Origin of the sequence: Mucilaginibacter sp., assembly GCF_039925265.1 — a bacterium.
Lineage (GTDB): Bacteria > Bacteroidota > Bacteroidia > Sphingobacteriales > Sphingobacteriaceae > Mucilaginibacter.
In genome coordinates this window covers 80,843-100,637 of sequence record NZ_JBDSZG010000037.1, presented here as the reverse complement: position 1 = coordinate 100,637, position 19,795 = coordinate 80,843, and the positions used below count along the sequence as shown (strand labels likewise).

The window sequence follows — 19,795 nt, the reverse complement described above, 5'->3', positions numbered from 1 at the left end:
GCCTGGCAAATAAAACATCCTTACAATATCTTCCTGATGAAGCCAATCACCAATTGTTTTATGCCCGGGAAACTTCGGCTGAAAAAAATATGCTCAAAAACATTTCAATTGTAGCCCATCGTTATAATACCAGCGACACCACCAACATTGATTATTCTTACGAATATGACACTGATGGATTCCCGACTGTACAGAAAGGCACGTTTGATAACGTTACCAGGCGGTATGTGCCAAGTCCATTTGGAGTTCCAGAACTTCTTGTTACTCCTAATAATGGCTTTTTTGAAAAGACCATGAACTTTTATTGCGACTAATTGAAAGGCAATTATAAAGAATGATCTGAAGGATATCGACTGGGGCCAAATCATTTTCTTACTGATTTGGCCTCTTTTATTATCGCTAAAAAATCGCATCCCTCTCCTGTGTTGAACCTACTTTAGGGAATGGTTAATAAGCATGAAGATGCATTTTCTTTAATGTCCACAATTTTATGGGTCATAAAATTCAAGATTGATAAGATATCGCTTATTAACATGGTCTTTGGAGTTTAATATCGCTGAATCAAAGAATTACTTACACATTTCAAAGATTTGGACCGTTAACCGTAAGGCTTGCCGGCGTGCATAAAATATTTTTATTATGTTGCCTTCAAAATCAATTAACATGCCGTCAATGCAAATAATTACCCGTCTTAAATTTATTAGTTGCGTAGCTTTAGCGGTGGCTTCGCTGCTTGGTTGCCAGCCTACTGAGAAACGGGAGAAACCATCAGATATACCCAACCCTTCTGCAGGTAAGTCTCTGACAACTGAACAAACTGAATATTTTCATCTTCGACCTGAAGTTGAAAGCAATTTCATGTATTCACATGCTGTGAGGACGGGAAACGATATCATGATCTCAGGGGCCGTAAGTATTGACGATAAGGGTGTGCTTGTTGCAAAGGGAGATCTTTTGCAACAGATGAAAAATGTATATGCAGATCTTGATAAAATATTGAAGCATTATGGATGCACATTTGAGAATGTAGTGGTTGAGAATATTTTTACTACAGACATGCCCGGGTTCGTGAAGCACGCTGCATACAGGAAAAATATTTATGGAACTAAATACCCTTCAGGCTCATGGTTAGAAGTGAAGGGTTTGGCACTACCAGGACTCCTTATAGAAATCGAGCTGAGGGCTCATAAACCCTCAACTCTCTAAAGACCCGGGGTCGGCTGAACTCATGTACAAACATATCTTGAATCCGGTTAAAACCCTTTTGCAATCAACTATCAACAAGGAGTTCCGAGATTCTTTAAAGAAATACCTACATAAATTTCCATCACGATGGCTATATGTATTTACATCGAAAAAAAGTTGATGAAGACTCAACCAAGACAATAAGCTACAGCCTCCGAATAACCCCGACTTACATCAGGGTCATCCCGCATCGCAAAAGCTAATCTCCGGTCATGCCTTCTACTTAATGAACAGTCAGGACAAAGATGCGCTTGAATACCTGCTGTTCGAGAAGTAATCATATAGTTTATCCTACTTCCTTCGTTTCACAAAGTGGGTCAGTTTGGCCAAACTACCGACTGCAGTCTTTTTCAGCAAGTCATTCTTCAATTTGCTTATTGTAGCTTTCGATTTCCTCCAACAACGTAAAGATTCTCGGATTACGCATGTTTTTGTTTGTAAGGTTTTCTGAAAACTGGCGACTAACAAAGTAAAGAGCAAATATGATTTTGTACATATTTCTCCAGCAGAACTGTTATCAATTTTAATTCACTCAAACATACAATAGACGACAATCTCAGGTCGAACTACCGGGAAACCAATGCAGAAACGAATCATCCCGTGGTTGTAAGCGATGGTTAATCCCTGAGCATAGCTAACAGCCTATACAAACATCTTGAAGGGATGACCTCATTCTGTGAACTCTTCAACAGGTCACATGGTGAACCTCCAATAGTATTGCAGACGAACACCGTTTGAGATTTGAGTTTTTTAGATGGCTGTTTTTGTCTGGCTCAAAAGATCACTGTAAAATATAAAGATGTGCAACATATAAAAGCGGCTACCGAAGCTCTTAATATTTATACGATTGATGTGGAAACTTCCGGCGATTTTTTGTGGCCACGGGCACTGTCCTGCTATGTTATCCGGCTGGAATGTTCTTCAACTGGTTCCCCGTTGGCAGGCAATCTTTGTATTTGTGGATTTTTTGTTTACCCGCCGTTCGAATTTCTTCCCGAAACATTTAAAGTAATGGACGGGGCAATTAACTATATCATTACTTTTTCAGAAAGCTATTTGTTACTGTCGGCGGGCCTTTCTGAGTTGGTCGCCAGGAAATCTTTGCAATTTGAGCGTGATGGAAGCGGTGTTCAACTCTCCAATACTCAAAGCGAGGAAATAAGTATTGTTGTTAAGATGTTGCTATGTGAATCCAAGAGTGAATGTCCTGATAGCCATTTTCTTAATTGCTATCTCCATCTCCTCCTGTTATTCATCAGAAGATACGAGAACCACTTCGGCGATAAGCTAAGGGAATCTCAGGCCTCGCTGACAAACAAGTTTTCTTTTGCACGGTTTCGTGCGTTATTAGAACAGCAGGTCCTAAATGTGAACGATCGAAATGTGTTAGACCGTTCGGTCAAATCCATCGCTCAACAACTCCATCTCCATCCTAACTACCTTAACCAAATCGTCAAGAAGGTTACAGGACACACCGTTCAGCAGGAAATCCGACTCTACATACTAGGCGTCGCAAAGACACTTCTGACGTCGGAGCTTTCAATCAAAGAAATATCGAATTTACTCTTGTTCCGCGAGGCTGCCCATTTTACAAGTTTTTTCAAGAAGAATGTCGGGCATTCACCCCGTGAATACCGAAAGGCCCATAGTAGGTACGCAATTAATACGCGAGGGGCGGAGATCAGTAGTAGTAGTAGTTAGCGTCATGGATAGTTAGAAGCGGACAGCTTGTAGAATTTCTATATATCCGGCTCCGGATTTTGTAATCATGCTGCGCTTTCACTCACGATCAAAACGATTATCTACCACATGAAAAATTATAACAATAACATATGTAGTCCTATATTCTCAAAATCAAATACCGAAGTTTTTCATTTATTGAAGTTCACTTTTGGGTTGAGTGGTAGTAAATCAGCGTTGAAAAATGAACGAAAGATTTACTCAGCAGTCTTTATGTCCTCCTAGCCTATTTCAAACTGGCTATTACAGAAATTTCTATCCGCGCTTTCTGCACCAGCTGAAGCACAACTACACAGGTGCGAGATGGAAAAGGAGGACTAAAAGATTTCCTGTAGACATTATTGAATTCCTCAAAGTTATTAATATCTGTCAGGTACACGGTGCAGCTGACCACATTCAAAGTCGAAAGCTTATTCATCCGGAGGATTTCTACAATTTTTTTTATCGCTGATTCCGTTTCATCAGAAAATGATACAGGGGGCACAAGACTCAAGTCTGCCCCTATCTGTCCGGAAACAAATAAGAATCCATTAGATTTGACAGAATTACTAAAAGTAGGTTGACCAGGCTTGACGGCTTGTCCAAATCCGCAAAAACACGAGAGTGTGAAGAATAAAATCGGTATTATTTTAACCAGTTTGCTCATGATATCTATATTTTTTTAAAGTCCATATTTTAGTATTAAATAAGACAGGGAAGTCATCGATGCCGCTCCCAACTTTACTTCTCTGATGTTTAATTTATCGTAAGTATCCGCAAGGCTATGGTGGATATCAAAGAAACGCTGGTCATCACATTCCAGGCTAATGAGCGCTTTAGATAGTTCTTTCATTGGCAGCAAATCGATACCCCTTTGATTTGGAAAGATCTCGCCGGTCTTGTATGGGACGAGAAATTCCATCCATTTCTTGATTTGTCTGACTACTGCCAAACTTCCGTCTACCCTGAATCCGCGGGGCGTAAATCCTCCGGCATCAGATTCTAATACTGCCAAATGCATTTCATTTTTTTCTCTTGCTTCTTTCGCATATTGGACGGCACCATGAGCACCGGATTCTTCATTCATATATAAAATTGCCCGAAATGATCGCTCGGGTCTTTTCTCCATATTTGTAAGGGTTTGCAATACCTCCAATACCTGCACCACACCAGTTCCATCATCAGCCGCCCCTTCTCCCAGATCCCATGAATCCAGGTGAGCACCGACCGTTACATATTCGTTTGGAAACGTTGTGCCCCTTAATTCACCAATCACGTTGTAACTTTTTTCATCCGGAAGCTGCTTACATTCCATCTTCAGCGAGTAGATCAGGTTAGGATCCTTTGCCAGTGCGGCACTGAGCAAGTTGGCACTTTTAATGCCGATCGCAGCCGCCGGTATCTTTTTGGTATTGATGTCATAAGTCACAGCCCCGGTGTGTGGAACATCGTCCTCCTTTAATGTTAAAGACCGGACCAACACACCGATAGCGCCCCTTTTGCCAGCCTCAATAGCACCTTTTGAACGCTGATCAACTGCGCCCAGGTAGGCCTGGTAAGTTTCTATTTCTCTGGGGTCCATAGCCCTGTTGAAAAAGACAATCTTACCTTTTAGTTCACGGTCACTTAAAGATGCCAGCTGTGCCCAGTTTTTTACCTCTATTACTTTTGCGTGCAGTAGTCCATGCGTTGCAATAGATCCGCCCAGGGCGCATACGTTCATTGCTATTTGTTGACCAGAAGTTCTTATAAAAGATTTTTCTTTTGCACCCCTTTCCCAATGTGGTACGGCAACTTCCTGGAGGTAGACGGTATCAGGGGCTATTTCCAGCATTCTTTTCCTGGCCCAGTTAACAGCTCTCTGTGCGTTGACAGACCCGGATATACGGGCCCCAATCTTTTTTGTAAGATACAGGAGATCGTTATCCAAGCCTTCTCCTGTTAAGGCCTGCTCAAAGATTTTCCTGATCTCGATTGAATCCATTGCCGCGGGTATTTGCTGCCCAAAGAGCTCAGGGATAGAAAAGCTGCAATAGACCCAGATCAGAAATGCCTTGAAGCCCAAACAGATTTGCCGCTTATTGTCCATTACCAGTAGTTGAATAATTTATGGGGATCCATTTGTATCCGGTACCATCGGCACGAATGCGGCCTATACCTGGAAAGGAGATATGGTCAACGGCGATCCAATATTTGTTCTTCGCCGCGTCTGCAAACGCTTTTTTCCTGGCTTCGGCCGCTTTTACCGGATCTATGTCATAGACAATCGTAACTTCAGGACGGGGAAATTGCACAATGGAAGAGTGCATAATATCTCCCCAAAATACGATGCTTTCATTTTTGCTTGTTACCTTATAGAAACTATGCCCGGGAGTATGACCGTGGCTCGCTATCGGGAGAACTCCAGGAAACAGTTCCTTGTCATAATTGAATGTTTTGACTTTTCCTGCCTTTACGTACGGCCCCATCTTTAATAAAGCCTGGTCAAAAAATGGTTTCATGGCAGCTGAGGCTTCTTTAGAATTTTTTGGAGTCAGCCAAAAATCGTATTCCTGCTGGCTTACATAAATAGTTGCATTTGGAAATACCATTTTTTCGCCCAGCATCAATCCACCGGTATGGTCTGAATGAATATGCGTAATTAATACCGCATCCACATCTTCAGGTTTAAACCCGGCTCTGGCGAAACTTTCCGGCAAGTAACCCAGGGTAGGACCAAATAACTCAGAAGTACCTGCATCTATCAGTATTAATTTTCCATCTAATCTGAATAAATATGCATTGACGGAAAGTTCAACAATAGGCTCTTGAAAGTTAAGGTTAGATAAGGTTTTTACTTCTCCCGGCTTAACATTGATCAATAATTTATCCATATCCTGAACGATGCTGCCATCGGAAAGGGCAATCAGATCAATGTCACCTAAAGCCATATGATAATATCCTGGTTGAGCGAGTGGCATAGAATCCTTCTGAGCAGAGGCGTTAATCGTCAAGGTCGTAAATATTGCCGCAATAGCTACATTTCTGAATGTGTGCCATTTTGAGATTTTGCTATAATTTTTCATTGTTCTTTTTATATTTTGCTTCAAGTTCAGAAGCGTTTTTATTTAAATTTTGTGGTTACATTTTAAGAAAACGGAACTAAAAGAATACGTGGTACGTAGATTCCAAGACACCAACACTGTGACTGGCATCTGCGAGGCTATACCATAAATCAAGTAATTAGCAAGGTTTGGTCTGTTTATAAGGTCACTTAACAACAGTAGCTTCCACTTCTACTTTCAGTGATTCAATGAATAGCCCTTTTACTTCGAGCAGCGTGCTTGCCTGCCGCACCTGGTGCTTAGCCGCCCACCCGGTGAAGACCTCAAAGCAAGCAAGTATTTCTTGGACTGATGTAGTGAAAATATTCAACCGGACAATATCCTGACACCGATATCCCGATTCAGTAATGACCGTTTCCAAGTTTTCGAGTGCCTGTGTTAATTGGCTTGGCATGTCCCCGGAGCCGGGTTGACCTTCTGCACTTAATGCTGCCTGCCCTGAACAATAAAGTGTTCCTTGTTCATTTTTAACTTCAACCGCCTGAACGTAGCCGAAATTGTCCTGATAATCCCAAGGATTGATAACGCGTTTTTCCATATTGATTGTTTTAGATGATTGTTTAATCCCGTTACATTGTTAATCGGTTAGTCGTTACTTTCCTTAAATCCTTACAATTGTTTTGAGTTTCGTGTAAGCAGGAATCGAATGTCTGAGGACACCTCCTCAATGGCAGATAAATAAATGATAATATTCAGCCAGGTTTGCGGCAGCACTTGACAAATCAGCAGGCAACTTTTATGATCAGAATCAAAAACTATTTAATTGGCTGCCCTATATAATGTAATTGCTTACGTTTTGGAAATAGCAGCTGATACATTTAGCCGGTTGCAAAAGAGGTAGAGAACCAGATTCGGCTACAGTTAAGCGGCTATGGCCACATTGCAAATTCATGAGGAGTTTGGTAGCGCTGGATAATATCCAAACTATTATATCTACAGAAAAAAAAATAATAAAAGTTGTAAGGTTATCCAAATGTATCCGACTAAACCATAAATCTATTGAATTATTTGCATGATCGATTGGGGTTCAATCGCCACAAGTTTCAGCTGAAGTCATATGTGAATGGCTGCGTAATATGCACCCTCTTCCTGAAACAAAGTGGGCTGATAAATCAGTTTGTCAACAACCTGATTCTGGCTGAGCAATGGGAACTCAACCTGAAAGATGATTTAAAAAAAACGCTTTAAAAACTTGCCGAAGAACTGTGTAAAAAGTAAACTGTCCGCAACAAAATATCCGGATTCGGGCAAAGCGAACATCGAATTATTAATCACTTATATAAACCAAGTATGAAAAAGTTAATTTATCTATTAGCAATCTCTGCATTTATGGCTGTGCAATCATGCAATAGCAATTCTGAAAGTTCGACCGGCAATCCAGACAGCAAAGCAAAAGTTGTCGATTCCGGAACGTCTGTGGCGCTTTCAGCGGCCACCACAGCAGTAAGTGACACTGGATCCGGTATGCACGGCGGCACAGACATTAAGGGCATAGTCTGGACAGAACTTGAAAAGTTGCCGCTTGCGTCCGATCCCTCTAAAGAAGAAAGCATCGGAGTTGCGGTGATTCAACCCAGCGCACCGGCAGAACGGCATAGTCATGCGGAAAATGAGATCGGCTACGTTCTCGAGGGCGAATCCATCCTCGAAATTGATGGACAGCCATCACGCACTATAAAAGCTGGTGACAGTTTCGTAATACCTGCGGGCAGAGTGCACCGCGCCAAGCCAAGCGGAAGTGTACCGTTCAAAGTGGTGGTAACCTATATCGTTGCAAAAGGACAGCCACTGGCACAGCCTGCCAAATAATATAAATGTGATCAGGCCCGACTTTCCTAAATGACTTTCAAAACCAATTTTAAACACTTTTAAACTAAAAAACGAGATGAAAGCAAAACTCACACTTCTGGCTATTTTAATGCTGGTGTTCGTACAAATGACCTATGCCCAAAATGCGAAAAAGATAGACGCTGGCGCCATCATTCGTCAATTCCACACTAACTATTCTAATGGTGAGGTGGAAAAGAACGGAGCGCTTGTTGATGATAACGTAATTATTGACATTAATGGAGGATCGGCCAACCAGCCCAACGGTGAAACTTTCAAAGGCCGGGAAGCATTTGTTACCTTCCTCAAGAGGGACAAAAAAATGTTTTCGGATGGCAAGATCACTCACTTACAACTGATACAATCCGGTAACGAGGCTGCTGTTCGTTTTTATATGGAAGGCACTCATACCGGCCCAATTCCAACACCTAACGGCATACTAGAGCCTACAGGTAAAAAGATTCGCCTGGAGGTTACTGAATTTGCAACTTTTGACGACAACGGCAAATTACTGCATGTCCATACTCTCTATAATTCGTTAGGGCTTATTATGCAGCTAACGGCTAAGTAGGTAAATGCTGACGACATACATTAAGGTGCGTTAGTAATATGGCAGTGTCTTTTTAATCAACCCGAACCTACATTATATGCTATCATTGATTTTATCATTTGTTGCTAGTTTGAGTTATGGAACGGGTGACTTTGTTGCAGGCCGCACGGCCCGCAAACTGCCCTCAGCACTCATCGTATTGTTAACTCAGGGAACCCAGGCGATCTTTGTATTAACGCTCGCGCTGGTTAGCAAACAACCATTCATGATGGCGGCATTGGTATGGGGGATCATTGGGGGCATTGCGAACGGAACTGCCTATATGTTATATTATCGGGCATTAACCATGGGCCCTGCGGGCGTAGTCTCCCCCATTGTAGCGTCAAGCTCTGCGATACCGGTGATAGTTTCGCTTGCTACGGGAACCATCCCGAATATATTTGTCTTAGCAGGATTAACAGTTATATTACTTGGAATAATAGGTACCACCTATGCATCAAAGTCGGAAGGAGACGAAACAATTCCCATGTGCCGTGGTATGGTAATGTTGGTAATCTGGAATCATCCGCGTATGGTTTTCAGGCCGGCTACCTGCCTGCTGCTGGCAATTGCTGCTGCGATCTGCTTTGGTGCAGCTTTTACTATTGCCGACCACGGTGTTATTGTTGCCGGAAAAAGTATAAACTGGATGATCTGGGGATTTCAACTCGGCACACTCCCTATAACATTAGTTTCCACCCTTACTGGTAAAGTGCCATGGAAGAAGTCACTGCGAAAAGCATATATCCTGAAGGCTTTATTAGTGATTATGTTGCTTAACATGGCAGGAGATATTATGCTGGCATATGCATTTCGTGGCGGGATACTAGGGATCGTCAGTGTGCTCGGTTCCCTGGCACCGGTGGTAACAACAGTTCTCGCTGCATTAGTGTTATCGGAAAAGCTGAATAATCGGCAGAAGATAAGTGCCTCACTCATTGTCGTCGGGGCTCTCATTATAGCCTATTGGCAAAAATAAAACAAAAGCAATCTATCAATTAATCATTCAAAAAAAGCAACATGAAAGTCATTAAAGTATTATTAGCGATTACGTTTGTTACCATCATTATCGTGTCTTGCCTGGGAGAAAAGAAAAAAAATGAATCTGCGCTTGCAAATTCGCCTCAGGAAAAACTGTATGCTGTATTTGACGACAGCAATAATCTCGTTCGTCCCAAGGATTATAGATCATGGGTCTTTATGGGCACTGCCAGTACACCGAAGTCACAGGATCCAAATGTAATTTTCCCGGATTTTCAGAATGTATACGTTGACCCGGTTAGCTTTACCTATTGGAAAATACACGGAGAGTGGAGAGAAGGAACTATAATCGTAAAAGAACTGCTGCGTCAAGGTGATACCGTTTCATCTGTTGGTCATGGTTTTTTCCAGGGTGCACATTTTGAGGTAGCTGCCTCAGTAAAGGATAGCAAGCGCTTTCCTACAATGCATAACGGGTGGAACTATTTTGGATTTGCAGACTTTAAAAAGCTCAAGCTCAATGAAACTTCCATACCTCTGGGGGCTCAGTGTGCCGGCTGTCATAATAATAACGCCATAGACGGCGATGTATTTTATCAATACTACCCGGTTATGCTGGCAGCTAAAGGTTATGGAGATGGAAACCCGGAAAATGAGAACACCCGTCCGGGCTTAGTGGAAGACTACCAACACTACAAAGCGATAAAAGAATATATAAAAAACATGAAAACGCAAAAATAGTCAGCTTTTGATTGTTATGGAAGAACACTTTTACGAATCTTTGCCAGTTCATCAAGGAACAGTGGGCGCTATCTTCAACAAGGACCATCTATTCGCTGCAGTTCCACCAGGGTGGGAAATTGTTCTCACGGATATAAGCGGATCCACTGCTGCGGTTGCGGAAGGTATGCATAAAGCGGTTAACCTCATCGCAACGGGCAGCATTGTTTGTGTACTGAATATCGCCCACAAACATAAAATAGCAATCCCCTTTTTTTTCGGCGGGGATGGGGCAACTTTTCTTGTACCAAAGTCACTTCTGGCTGAAGTTTTAGAGACCGTATGGATATACCGTAATCAGACTGCCAGTAATTTCGGGTTGGCATTGAGAGTTGGCAATGTGTCGGTGGCAGAAGTTTATGCGTCAGGACAAACACTTAAGATTGCCAAATTTAGTAGTTCAGCAAGCTTCACTATACCAATGATCCTTGGGAACGGGCTTAATTTTGCTGAGCAATTGATCAAAGGAGCCAATAGCATAAGATTGGTAGAAGATTCCGGGAAATTTGAAGTTGACCTGAGTGGGCTACAATGCAGGTGGGACCAGATTCCTCCGCCAGTTGATACCGATGAGGTGATCACCCTCCTGGTATCTGCTGTGAAATTGAACGATCAGGGGCCAGCATTTAGTAAGGTACTGGCCGAATTAGATAATATATATGGCGTTCCCAAAAAACGTCAGCCTATCTCTGAATCGAAACTGCGGATCAATTCAACCCTTCGGGATGTCGGCATGACAATGCTTGTACGGGTAGGCACGAAAAAATGGTATGCAGTGCTCAAAGAGTGGTTTTCGGTTGCTTATGAGTATCTCTATTTCAAGACGGGAAGCGGAAAAACATATCTGACGACGCTTGTCGAAATGTCTGATACACTCGTACTCGACGGCAGGATAAATACTGTCATTTCTGGGAACCGGGAGAAACGAAAACAACTGCTTTCAGCTTTAACATATCTTGAAAAAAACGGGGAAATATTGTATGGCATTCATGTTAGCAATGCGTCGGTCATGTCCTGTTATGTACCAGATCATATGGATGGTCACATACACTTTGTCGACGGCTCTGGCGGTGGATATACGCAAGCATCCCGTATGCTGAAAGCAAAAATCAATAATTAATTACTTCAATTCTATTTTGTCAAATTCGTAAATACATTGATTTCTTTACCAAACGCTTGTCTGGTAGTTGTCTTTCGTAAGTATGTAATTCAATAATTGGTTCAGGCACATTTTTACAAAACCGAGCGTCGATTTAAGCGATTGAATAACATCCTGTGTAATCATGCATAATTTATCCTGCTCATCCTAACTTTTTTCTTCATTTAAGAATAACGGGCGAGCACGATCATGGCCATATGCTTGTTCCAGCTTTGTTCACTCCTCGTTTGATATTCATTGAGACCTAATTCTTTTGGTAAACAGTGATCACTTTTTTCCGAAAATAGGCTCTAGCCATAGAACCAGCAACTTGCTGGTTCTATGAAAGGCAACAGAAGTGGCGACAAAGAAATGTTGATAATTCAACAACAAAACCTGCATCGAGCAACTTACCTTAGTATCTCAAGCCAAAACAAATGCCGGCTTTGAATGTCTTTTGCTTCTTGAAAACTTTTACTCGTATATCCCGGAGGCAAAAGAATCCCATCTCCCGGACTGCTGCCAAGGTATCGATTTCATAAAACAGACCCATAAAATGATAAAGGAATTTTCAGTAACCGTTTCCCAAAAAGTTTTAGATGACCTCAAACTAAGGTTAGCACTAACCCGGTGGCCCGATGCGCTGGAGGGCTCCGGCTGGGAGGATGGCGCAGATCTATCCTTTATGAAAAAACTGGTCGATTACTGGCAACATCAGTTCGATTGGCGCAATGTTGAACGGGAGATCAACTCCTACCCAAATTTCATCGCTGAGGTCAATGGGTACGAAATTCATTTTCTCCACATCAGGGGAAAGGGAGAAAGGTCTGTTCCATTGCTGATTACCCATGGATGGCCTGGCTCGTTCCTGGAAATGATGAAACTGATCCCTTTGCTCACAGAAGATCCGCAGCATTCATTTGACCTTGTCATCCCCTCAATACCAGGGTTTGGGTTTTCCACAAAGCCTACCCGGCAGGGACTGAACAGTGCAGTTGTTGCAGATTTATGGCACCAGCTCATGTTAGAACTCGGCTATGAACGTTACGGCACCCAGGGAGGAGACATTGGCGCCTCCATCAGCATATGGCTCTGCCGCCGTTACCCGGAAAATATGATCGGGCTGCACCTGAACTATATCTCAGGCTCCTACAAACCCTATCTGCCTGATGGAGAGAAACTCTCGCAGGAGGTCCTCGAATTTCAAAAAACTGCAGCCCTGTGGTCAGCCGCCGAAGGCGCCTATGCCAGTATGCATGCCACCAAACCATTGACCGCGGCTTATGGCCTGAACGACTCGCCGGCAGGGTTGTGTGCATGGATCATCGAAAAGTTCAATGGCTGGAGCGATAAAAAAGGAAACATCGGGAACATTTTTACCAAAGACGAACTGCTCGCCAATGTTACGCTCTACTGGATTACACAGACCATCTTCTCTTCCATGAGAATGTACAAGGAGAACAGCAGAAATCCCAGTGTGTTTGCCCAGGATGAATCTGTAAAGGTACCTGTGGCCTTCGCCAGCTTTCCTAAAGAGCTACCTACACCGCCCCGGTCCTACATCGAGAAGGCCTTTAATATCCAGCGCTGGACGGAGATGCCCGCAGGTGGCCACTTTGCCGCCGCAGAACAGCCTGAACTCCTGGCAAAAGATATCCTTGACTTTTTCTCCGGATTGATTTAGCCCTGCCATGATGAACCAGGGTAATTAAGGCACATCTCTAAACCGGGTGTTAAACCTAACCAGGCATTACATTCTGCATCCTTCCACAGCTAAAGGAAACTTATCTGTTCGCATCTGAAGCTAACAACCAAAAGCAAAACAAAATGTTCCAGGCTGTTTATAGTGAACCATACATGAGTTGCAACGCTGCCATGACTTGCGTATACTTTCTGTGATCTTCTCACGATGAGGGTTCCCAGTCGCGAAGTTGAAAACGGACCTTGGTTTGCAGATTTGCTGCCCCTAAGCTCTCTTGGCAACAAATACCAAGAGAAAGGGGTTCACCAGGGATCAAAAAAAAATCGAACGAGCATTAACAGGACAAAAATCCTTAATCTCTCTGCTCCTCAATTAAATGACCCTCTGAACACTAAAGGCGAAAGGTTGGTTTTAGCTTTAAACAACTTGCTGAAAGATTGTGAATGCTCAAAGCCAAGTTGGTAAGCAATCTCGCTTACCGATAAATTTGTCGCAGACAGCTGCTGTTTAGCTTTTTCAATTAGTTTTTCATGTATATGTTGCTGCGTCGTCATCCCGGTAAGTGATTTCAGCAGGCCACTTAAATAATCTGGCGATACACGCAGTTGTTCCGCAAGATAACTAACGGTCGGCAATCCGTTGCGCAAGGCATTTGCATCATTAAAATAGTCTACCAGCTTTTCGTTAAGGCGATCTAAAATTTCATGACTGGTTTTTCTCCTCGTCAGGAACTGACGCTGGTAAAAACGATCCGAATAGTTAAGCAGGGATTCGAGCTGTGTTATAATAATATCATGACTAAACTTATCGATATTATTATGATACTCTTGCCTGATGTTATCCAGGATCTGCATAAGGGTAGCTTCTTCCTTATCCGAAAGGAACAAAGCTTCATTAACAGCGTAACCGAAGAACCCGTATTGGCTGATCTTTTTGGCTAGTGGAGTATTCCATAAAAAATCCGGGTGAAAAAGCAGTAACCAGCCCGATTGTTCAGAGCTGGCGTATTTCTGCGGATCGAAGCTGCTGATCTGACCAGGCGACATAAAGCTAAGTACGCCTTCGTCAAAATCATACGTTTGCTGTCCGTATTTAAATTTTACAGGCGACTTAAATCCCCTTTTGAGAGAAATATTATAGAATCCATTCATCACATTCCCCGGTATGCCGTCAGGTATATGCTCAAAGGGTTTTATGTCTATCACGCTGATCAGCGGATGCCCGGGCGCAGGAGCGCCTATTAATTTATGAAAATCACTGATCGTTTTAATCTGGTACGGCTGGTTTTTTTTCATAATGCAAATTGATTATTTTTTTTGATGAACTTTTAAGGCCTGTGCTACGGCTTGTTTGTAAGATAGCGGTTTGCGCGTCAATAGTTTTCTGATAGCAGAAGGGTCGCCAATAAGATCTGATCCTAAACCACCCAGCGCTCCTTTAATAGCTCCTTGCGGTGATCTGGCTATGCGTTCAATTAGTGGCGCAGCAAATCGTAAAATGCTTAACGGAACATGGATCTTTTTAGGATGAGCATGACCAACTACGTCTGCCGCTTCATCAATCAGCTGATCGCCCGTTAGTATGTCATCACTGCCCACTTCATAGCACTTTCCATAAGCTTCGGGTTCATTCAATACACCTATCAGGTTATAAACCAGGTCGTCAATGGCAATACTGCGAAATTTGTTAAGGCCGTTGCCTATTACAAAAGCCGTATTTTTCTTTGCGTTTGCCAGCACCATATTGAAACCCTGCCCGCCAATACCGACGATCATGCCCGGCTGGATCACGGTCACATCCAAACCGCTGTTTAAAAGATATTGTTGTGTATTCCATCGGCCACCGGTCCAGGTATTTTTAGCATCAGCTGAAATACCGAGGGAGGTAACGTAGACAAGGCGGCGAACATTATGCAGGTTGCAACCTGCGACAATATTTTGGAGGGCATTCATTTCAATATCCATAAACCCGAGTTTCGATGTGTCTTTGTGCTGAGGCGCAAGGGTATGAATGGAAATGTAAACCGCATCCATTGATTCAATCGCATGCTGTACAGATGTAGGATCTGTGAAATCACCTTTAACAATCTCGCAGCCGCGTTTAGCTAATTCTTCTAATTTATGTGGTCTACGTGCGAGACAGCGTACTGTATAACCCTCGGATAATAACTGGTTGGTTAAATAACCGCCAATAAATCCTGATGCACCAATGACTAAGATTCTTTTCATAATTAATTTATTTTATGGTGTAAAGGTCTTCACAAAACCGGTGCAGCATGTGACTAAAACAGGTTAAGTTGTAGCCGAAATCTGCATGTTGAGGTTGTTAGAAACACAGTAATCCATATAATCCAATACTCCGCTTGACAGAATCAAGAAATACTCAAACAATCACGTTTTTGCAGGCCTTTTTTAGGATTGCCGATAAATATTTACATAAATTAGTATTCTGTTGTTCTATACAAAACGAAGAACCATAGCTACTTATGAACGATTTTATAAATGAATTTCAGGAGTTTTCGCAGCTTGACGATGCAGCGAAGCTTGATCTGGGTACCGTGGCAAGGTCACGGCATTTTAAAAAAGGTGAAATTATTCTCCCGGAGGGTACTATCTGCCGTCATCTTTATTTTGTAAATAAAGGCCTGGTTAAAATATTTTCCTTCAAAAACGATAAAGAGTTTATCATGCGGTTCTTTTCCGAATCGCAGATCTTCGCGGTGTTCGATAGCTTCTTAACGAAAACACCCTCCAACTTTACCATCATAGCCCTGGAAGATTCGTTAGTGACCATGATCAGTCATACTGAAATGGAAACGCTCAGCAGCAAACACCACACTATAGAAAAAATTTTCAGAAAAATCATCTCGGACACCTCTGTCCGTAAGACAAAAAGAATTCAGGAAATGCTCGGAGAAGATTCAGCCTGGCGCTACCAGAATTTTATAGAAGAAAACAAACACATTGTCCATCGGATCTCCCTTGGCGATGTAGCGAAATTCCTGGGCATTACCCAACAATCACTGAGCAGAATAAGGACTCAAAAATAATTAAGTTGCTTTTTACCATAGGTTAAAAATTATGCGGACCTGCTGGTGTAGCTTTAATCTATAATTGAAATCTCTAAGGCTGTAATCTTAGACCAATCAATTAATTAAAGTAAAACAAATTATATAGCTATGAATCAGTCAATTGATCAAGATCTTTCCTCCGCATACTGGATGTTAGACATCCTATGGGTAATAAAAGCTTATGCTGCAGATACAGATAATGCTTTTAGCATGATAGAGCAAACGATGCCCTACGCATCAGGCCCACCTCCCCACTATCATAAAGACATGGATGAAATGTTCTATATACTGGAAGGCGAGCTGACCCTATGGCTCGATGGACAAATCCTTAAAATGGGAAAAGGCTCTTATGCAAGAGTTCCGAAAGGAATGACTCATTATTTCAAGATCACCAGCAAAGAGCCTTGCAAAGCTTTGAATATGTATAGTCCCGGAGGGTTTGAGGAAGGCGTTATACGCAACGCTACAAAGGCAGAATCTTTGACCTTGCCACCGAAAGGGTTGGCCTACAACGGGAGTACGGACAAGAATGATATGCACGTAGCTGTTGATATTCAACCTGTCAACCTATTAGAAGATCTTGAATAGATTTGCTGGTAAACTTAGTTTTTTAATAGCACCATAAATAATTCGGCAGATTTGTACTGTACCAAAACTAACAAGTTGGTTCAGATGCGCTGATTTTCCAGGAATAAGATTATACATCGAACTTCTAAAATCAGATGGCCATTTCGTAATTTACAAATTATGCTGCTACCAAAAACCAGTAGAAATATTAACCGTGTTATTCCTTTCGGAGTATTATGGTTTATTTTCAGCCTCATCTATGTGATGCTGGAGAAAGGAATTATCGGAAACCTGGATCATTATCCCTCTACGGGCGTTGATTACAATTTTGCAAGAAATATTTTTTTAGTCCCATTATCAGGCCTGATGATGGGACTATTGACAAGGATTCTGGAAATCGGTTATTTCAGCAAATGGTTTATTAAAAACAGTTTCACTAAAAAGATCATCTTCAAATCCCTTATTTATTTGGTCATCGTTATCGTGTTCCTGGTCATTATAACCTTTATCAATACCCTATATACCGATAACGTATATTCTATTAAGAGTTTGGCATTGCCGGCCTGGGCGTTTTTTACCGACTACGCCGTGATCGGTATTATGGTATATATTGCCTCCATAATTGTGATTACACAATTATACGCTGAATTTAGCCAAAGCATTGGTGTCGGTACATTGAGTGATTTTTTCCTGGGGACGTATCATCATCCGGTAGAAGAAGAAAGGATATTTATGTTTCTGGATATGAAGTCTTCTACGACGATCGCTGAAAATTTGGGCCATGTCAGGTATTTTCAGATGTTAAGAGCGTATTTCTTCGATCTTTCGGTCGCTGTCATTGACTATGCAGGTAGCATCTATCAATACGCGGGTGATGAGATGATCATCAGTTGGAAATTAAAAGACGGACTAAAGAACAGCAATAGTATCGAGTGTTTTTTTGCTATGAAACGCGCGCTGGACCTCCAGGCTGAGAAATATAACGGCCAGTTTGGGTTATTACCGGGGTTTAAAGCGGGTTTGCATTATGGTATGGTCACTGCCGGGGAGATCGGGTCACTGAAAAAGGAAATTATTTTCACCGGGGATGTCCTTAATACCTCCGCAAGGATTCAGGGACTTTGCAATCATTACCATGCTGATTTGCTGGTATCAGAAGATCTGGCAAAAATACTTCAGCTTCCGGACAAATACGAAATGAGATCTGTCGGAGAAAACCTGTTGAAGGGCCGCATTAAGACCATGAAGATCTTTGCCATTTCAAATGGTGCACTTACTTAGACAATGGTGCTAAGATCGCTTGATGGTAGATTTCCGCTGTATAAAATTAAAACTACGGCATCGTCATTGAATGCCGTAGTTTTTGATGTCTTTAGTTAATGTATTGCTGTGTAGGTACTGTAATTAGCGGGTACCCAAACGTAGCTGTTACCTTCCGCACGGATCCGGCCAATTCCTGGATAGGAAAGATGGTCGCCGGCAACTAAATAACCTTTTTGCGCTGCTTCACGAAAAGCTTTTTTTCGTTGTGCTGCTGCAGCGGACGGATCTACATCATAAACAATAGTAACAGCCGGGTCTACAAACTGTACTGCTGCCGCATGCATGATATCGCCCCAGAATAATAGCTTTTCGCCTTTGCTTTCCAGGGAGAAAAAGGTGTGTCCGGGAGTATGACCAGGGCTGGCCAGTGGCAATATACCGGGCAGTACCTCTTTACCATATTCAAATGTTTTTACCTTACCGGCTTTCAGGTAAGGTCCCACGGTAGCTTCGGCTTGTGCAAAATAGTTCTTTAAACTCTCGGGCGCTTTGCGCTTACTCTCCGCTGTCAGCCAGAAATCCACTTCAGGCTTACTGATGTAAATGGTAGCATTAGGAAACGCCAATTTTCCCTTATCGATTAATCCACCGGTATGATCGATGTGAATATGGGTGATCAGAACGGCGCTGATTTGCTCGGGCTGATAGCCTGCGCGTCTTAGGCTTTCTGTTAAATGTCCAAGTGTAGGTCCGTAAGCCTCAGCTGTTCCCGCATCGACGAGTATCAGGTCGTTGCCTTTTTTGATGAGGTAACCGTTAACAGAAAGTTCTACAGGATCTGACTGGTAATTCAGCTTCAGCAAACGATCAATCTCACCAGGTTTTACATTGGTGAGCAGTTGATGAAAGTTTTGGGGTACGGTACCATCAGAAAGGGCAATCACCTCGAAATCTCCCACTGGCAAACGATAATAACCTGGTTGAGGAGATTGTACCTGATTTGCTGTTTGGGCAAATGTGGCGGAAGTATTCATCAGGACGCCGATCGAAAAGATCCCGGCAGCGGTAAGTTTTAATAGTGCTTTAGCAGCAAAAAATGTATGTTTCATATTTAATTATTTAATGAAACAAAATTCCAGGATTTTCAACGCAGCACACAGGATAAACGTCACTTTGATTTTGTGACAAATATCACGTTAACGGCGGTATAGGCGACTTAAGGTTTCACGCGTTACCCCAAGATATGAAGCAATGTGGGTCTTAGGAATCCGGCTAAATAGCTGAGGATATTGACGAATAAAATGTTCGTAGCGGTCCTTTGCACTGCCCATGATCATCAACTGCAGCCGTTTCTGAAGTGAAATATAACCCAGGTTCGCCTTGACCTGCAGAAAATGCTCATATTTCCAAATAGCTGCACCTAATTTGTTGCGGTCCTCCAGTGTTATACCAAGCACTTCACAATCTTCAAGGCAATCAATATTTATACTTGCCTTGGTTTCCTTAAAGAAAGCTTCCCGATCGGTCATCCACCAGTCTTCTGCGCCGAACTGATAAATAAATTCGTTACCTGTTTCAGGATCGGCTATATAGGCTTTTAAACAGCCTTTTAAAACAAAGTACTCCTGCCTTACATATTCGCCTTCCTGTATCAAAAAAGCATGTTTTTTCAGCTTCCTTAACTTGAAATGTGATAAGATATGCGCAAACTCTTCATCGGATAGCGGGCAAACCGCTTCTATATGTGTTCGGAGCAACTGTGACATAGGAAGATTTTTGCCGGCATAATAGTTAAAATACTTGTTTTGCA

20 protein-coding genes are annotated in these 19,795 nt (G+C 42.4%); 12 read left to right on the top strand and 8 right to left on the bottom strand.

From position 1 onward, the window contains the following. The 3 genes from ABIX36_RS17395 to ABIX36_RS17385 form a co-directional block, all read left to right on the top strand. Positions 1-314: hypothetical protein (locus ABIX36_RS17395; RefSeq protein WP_348083441.1), on the top strand; the 314-nt coding region annotated here is incomplete at its 5' end. A gap of 358 nt (positions 315-672) precedes the next feature. Next, on the top strand, positions 673-1,206 hold the full coding sequence (locus ABIX36_RS17390) for a RidA family protein (protein WP_348083440.1): 534 nt from the start codon (positions 673-675) through the stop codon (positions 1,204-1,206). Positions 1,207-1,986: 780 nt separating this feature from the next. Next, positions 1,987-2,946 carry a helix-turn-helix domain-containing protein gene (locus ABIX36_RS17385; RefSeq protein ID WP_348083439.1) on the top strand — a complete coding sequence of 320 codons (960 nt, stop codon included), beginning with the start codon at positions 1,987-1,989 and terminating at the stop codon, positions 2,944-2,946. A gap of 265 nt (positions 2,947-3,211) precedes the next feature. Here ABIX36_RS17385 and ABIX36_RS17380 read toward each other — a convergent pair whose 3' ends face one another. The 4 genes from ABIX36_RS17380 to ABIX36_RS17365 form a co-directional block, all read right to left on the bottom strand. Continuing rightward, entirely contained in the window at positions 3,212-3,631 is a 420-nt protein-coding gene (locus ABIX36_RS17380; RefSeq protein ID WP_348083438.1) for a RidA family protein, read from the bottom strand. A gap of 15 nt (positions 3,632-3,646) precedes the next feature. Beyond that, positions 3,647-4,948, bottom strand: coding sequence for a M28 family peptidase (locus tag ABIX36_RS17375; RefSeq protein ID WP_348083437.1), 1,302 nt, complete (start codon positions 4,946-4,948; stop codon positions 3,647-3,649). Between the two features lie 94 nt (positions 4,949-5,042). Then, positions 5,043-6,053 (bottom strand): MBL fold metallo-hydrolase, encoded by a 1,011-nt coding sequence (locus ABIX36_RS17370; RefSeq protein WP_348083436.1) that lies wholly within the window; start codon positions 6,051-6,053, stop codon positions 5,043-5,045. Between the two features lie 160 nt (positions 6,054-6,213). After that, positions 6,214-6,606 carry a RidA family protein gene (locus ABIX36_RS17365; RefSeq protein WP_348083435.1) on the bottom strand — a complete coding sequence of 131 codons (393 nt, stop codon included), beginning with the start codon at positions 6,604-6,606 and terminating at the stop codon, positions 6,214-6,216. Positions 6,607-7,358: 752 nt separating this feature from the next. On the opposite strand from ABIX36_RS17365, the gene ABIX36_RS17360 reads away from it, so the two are divergent. The 6 genes from ABIX36_RS17360 (at position 7,359) to ABIX36_RS17335 (ending at position 13,067) form a co-directional block, all read left to right on the top strand. After that, the gene (locus ABIX36_RS17360; RefSeq protein ID WP_348083434.1) at positions 7,359-7,877 is read left to right on the top strand and encodes a cupin domain-containing protein; all 519 of its coding nucleotides are present in this window, start codon (positions 7,359-7,361) and stop codon (positions 7,875-7,877) included. A 76-nt stretch (positions 7,878-7,953) separates the two neighbouring features. Then, complete coding sequence (locus ABIX36_RS17355; protein ID WP_348083433.1) at positions 7,954-8,466, top strand: ester cyclase; 513 nt, start codon at positions 7,954-7,956, stop codon at positions 8,464-8,466. A 76-nt stretch (positions 8,467-8,542) separates the two neighbouring features. Beyond that, positions 8,543-9,463 carry a DMT family transporter gene (locus tag ABIX36_RS17350; RefSeq protein WP_348083432.1) on the top strand — a complete coding sequence of 307 codons (921 nt, stop codon included), beginning with the start codon at positions 8,543-8,545 and terminating at the stop codon, positions 9,461-9,463. 41 nt (positions 9,464-9,504) lie between these two features. After that, entirely contained in the window at positions 9,505-10,206 is a 702-nt protein-coding gene (locus ABIX36_RS17345) for a cytochrome P460 family protein (RefSeq protein ID WP_348083431.1), read from the top strand. Between the two features lie 16 nt (positions 10,207-10,222). Then, positions 10,223-11,365, top strand: coding sequence for a DUF3095 family protein (locus ABIX36_RS17340; protein WP_348083430.1), 1,143 nt, complete (start codon positions 10,223-10,225; stop codon positions 11,363-11,365). 574 nt (positions 11,366-11,939) lie between these two features. After that, positions 11,940-13,067: an epoxide hydrolase family protein gene (locus tag ABIX36_RS17335; protein WP_348083429.1), complete on the top strand. Its 1,128-nt coding sequence runs from the start codon at positions 11,940-11,942 to the stop codon at positions 13,065-13,067. A gap of 386 nt (positions 13,068-13,453) precedes the next feature. Here ABIX36_RS17335 and ABIX36_RS17330 read toward each other — a convergent pair whose 3' ends face one another. Both ABIX36_RS17330 and ABIX36_RS17325 read right to left on the bottom strand, forming a co-directional pair. Further along, complete coding sequence (locus ABIX36_RS17330) at positions 13,454-14,380, bottom strand: helix-turn-helix transcriptional regulator (protein ID WP_348083428.1); 927 nt, start codon at positions 14,378-14,380, stop codon at positions 13,454-13,456. 12 nt (positions 14,381-14,392) lie between these two features. After that, positions 14,393-15,313 carry an NAD(P)H-binding protein gene (locus tag ABIX36_RS17325; RefSeq protein ID WP_348083427.1) on the bottom strand — a complete coding sequence of 307 codons (921 nt, stop codon included), beginning with the start codon at positions 15,311-15,313 and terminating at the stop codon, positions 14,393-14,395. Between the two features lie 257 nt (positions 15,314-15,570). Here ABIX36_RS17325 and ABIX36_RS17320 point away from each other — a divergent pair, with 257 nt between their 5' ends. From ABIX36_RS17320 to ABIX36_RS17310, 3 genes are all read left to right on the top strand, one after another. Continuing rightward, positions 15,571-16,134, top strand: coding sequence for a Crp/Fnr family transcriptional regulator (locus ABIX36_RS17320; RefSeq protein WP_348083426.1), 564 nt, complete (start codon positions 15,571-15,573; stop codon positions 16,132-16,134). A 129-nt stretch (positions 16,135-16,263) separates the two neighbouring features. Then, on the top strand, positions 16,264-16,743 hold the full coding sequence (locus ABIX36_RS17315) for a cupin domain-containing protein (RefSeq protein WP_348083425.1): 480 nt from the start codon (positions 16,264-16,266) through the stop codon (positions 16,741-16,743). Positions 16,744-16,902: 159 nt separating this feature from the next. Beyond that, on the top strand, positions 16,903-18,003 hold the full coding sequence (locus ABIX36_RS17310) for an adenylate/guanylate cyclase domain-containing protein (protein WP_348083424.1): 1,101 nt from the start codon (positions 16,903-16,905) through the stop codon (positions 18,001-18,003). Between the two features lie 95 nt (positions 18,004-18,098). Here the strand turns inward: ABIX36_RS17310 and ABIX36_RS17305 are convergent, their stop codons facing one another. Together ABIX36_RS17305 and ABIX36_RS17300 are read right to left on the bottom strand one after the other, a co-directional pair. Next, positions 18,099-19,094 (bottom strand): MBL fold metallo-hydrolase, encoded by a 996-nt coding sequence (locus ABIX36_RS17305; RefSeq protein ID WP_348083423.1) that lies wholly within the window; start codon positions 19,092-19,094, stop codon positions 18,099-18,101. An 87-nt stretch (positions 19,095-19,181) separates the two neighbouring features. Beyond that, positions 19,182-19,751, bottom strand: a complete 570-nt coding sequence (locus tag ABIX36_RS17300) for a Crp/Fnr family transcriptional regulator (protein ID WP_348083422.1) — start codon at positions 19,749-19,751, stop codon at positions 19,182-19,184. Positions 19,752-19,795: the final 44 nt, after the last annotated feature.

Bases quoted from the DNA above. Each gene is read 5' to 3' on its own strand.
- ABIX36_RS17390 (WP_348083440.1), top strand. From the start codon at position 673: ATGCAAATAATTACCCGTCTTAAATTTATTAGTTGCGTAGCTTTAGCG.
- ABIX36_RS17380 (WP_348083438.1), bottom strand. From the start codon at position 3,631: ATGAGCAAACTGGTTAAAATAATACCGATTTTATTCTTCACACTCTCG.
- ABIX36_RS17375 (WP_348083437.1), bottom strand. From the start codon at position 4,948: ATGGATTCAATCGAGATCAGGAAAATCTTTGAGCAGGCCTTAACAGGA.
- ABIX36_RS17365 (WP_348083435.1), bottom strand. From the start codon at position 6,606: ATGGAAAAACGCGTTATCAATCCTTGGGATTATCAGGACAATTTCGGC.
- ABIX36_RS17360 (WP_348083434.1), top strand. From the start codon at position 7,359: ATGAAAAAGTTAATTTATCTATTAGCAATCTCTGCATTTATGGCTGTG.
- ABIX36_RS17355 (WP_348083433.1), top strand. From the start codon at position 7,954: ATGAAAGCAAAACTCACACTTCTGGCTATTTTAATGCTGGTGTTCGTA.
- ABIX36_RS17350 (WP_348083432.1), top strand. From the start codon at position 8,543: ATGCTATCATTGATTTTATCATTTGTTGCTAGTTTGAGTTATGGAACG.
- ABIX36_RS17345 (WP_348083431.1), top strand. From the start codon at position 9,505: ATGAAAGTCATTAAAGTATTATTAGCGATTACGTTTGTTACCATCATT.
- ABIX36_RS17340 (WP_348083430.1), top strand. From the start codon at position 10,223: ATGGAAGAACACTTTTACGAATCTTTGCCAGTTCATCAAGGAACAGTG.
- ABIX36_RS17335 (WP_348083429.1), top strand. From the start codon at position 11,940: ATGATAAAGGAATTTTCAGTAACCGTTTCCCAAAAAGTTTTAGATGAC.
- ABIX36_RS17330 (WP_348083428.1), bottom strand. From the start codon at position 14,380: ATGAAAAAAAACCAGCCGTACCAGATTAAAACGATCAGTGATTTTCAT.
- ABIX36_RS17325 (WP_348083427.1), bottom strand. From the start codon at position 15,313: ATGAAAAGAATCTTAGTCATTGGTGCATCAGGATTTATTGGCGGTTAT.
- ABIX36_RS17320 (WP_348083426.1), top strand. From the start codon at position 15,571: ATGAACGATTTTATAAATGAATTTCAGGAGTTTTCGCAGCTTGACGAT.
- ABIX36_RS17315 (WP_348083425.1), top strand. From the start codon at position 16,264: ATGAATCAGTCAATTGATCAAGATCTTTCCTCCGCATACTGGATGTTA.
- ABIX36_RS17310 (WP_348083424.1), top strand. From the start codon at position 16,903: ATGCTGCTACCAAAAACCAGTAGAAATATTAACCGTGTTATTCCTTTC.
- ABIX36_RS17305 (WP_348083423.1), bottom strand. From the start codon at position 19,094: ATGAAACATACATTTTTTGCTGCTAAAGCACTATTAAAACTTACCGCT.
- ABIX36_RS17300 (WP_348083422.1), bottom strand. From the start codon at position 19,751: ATGTCACAGTTGCTCCGAACACATATAGAAGCGGTTTGCCCGCTATCC.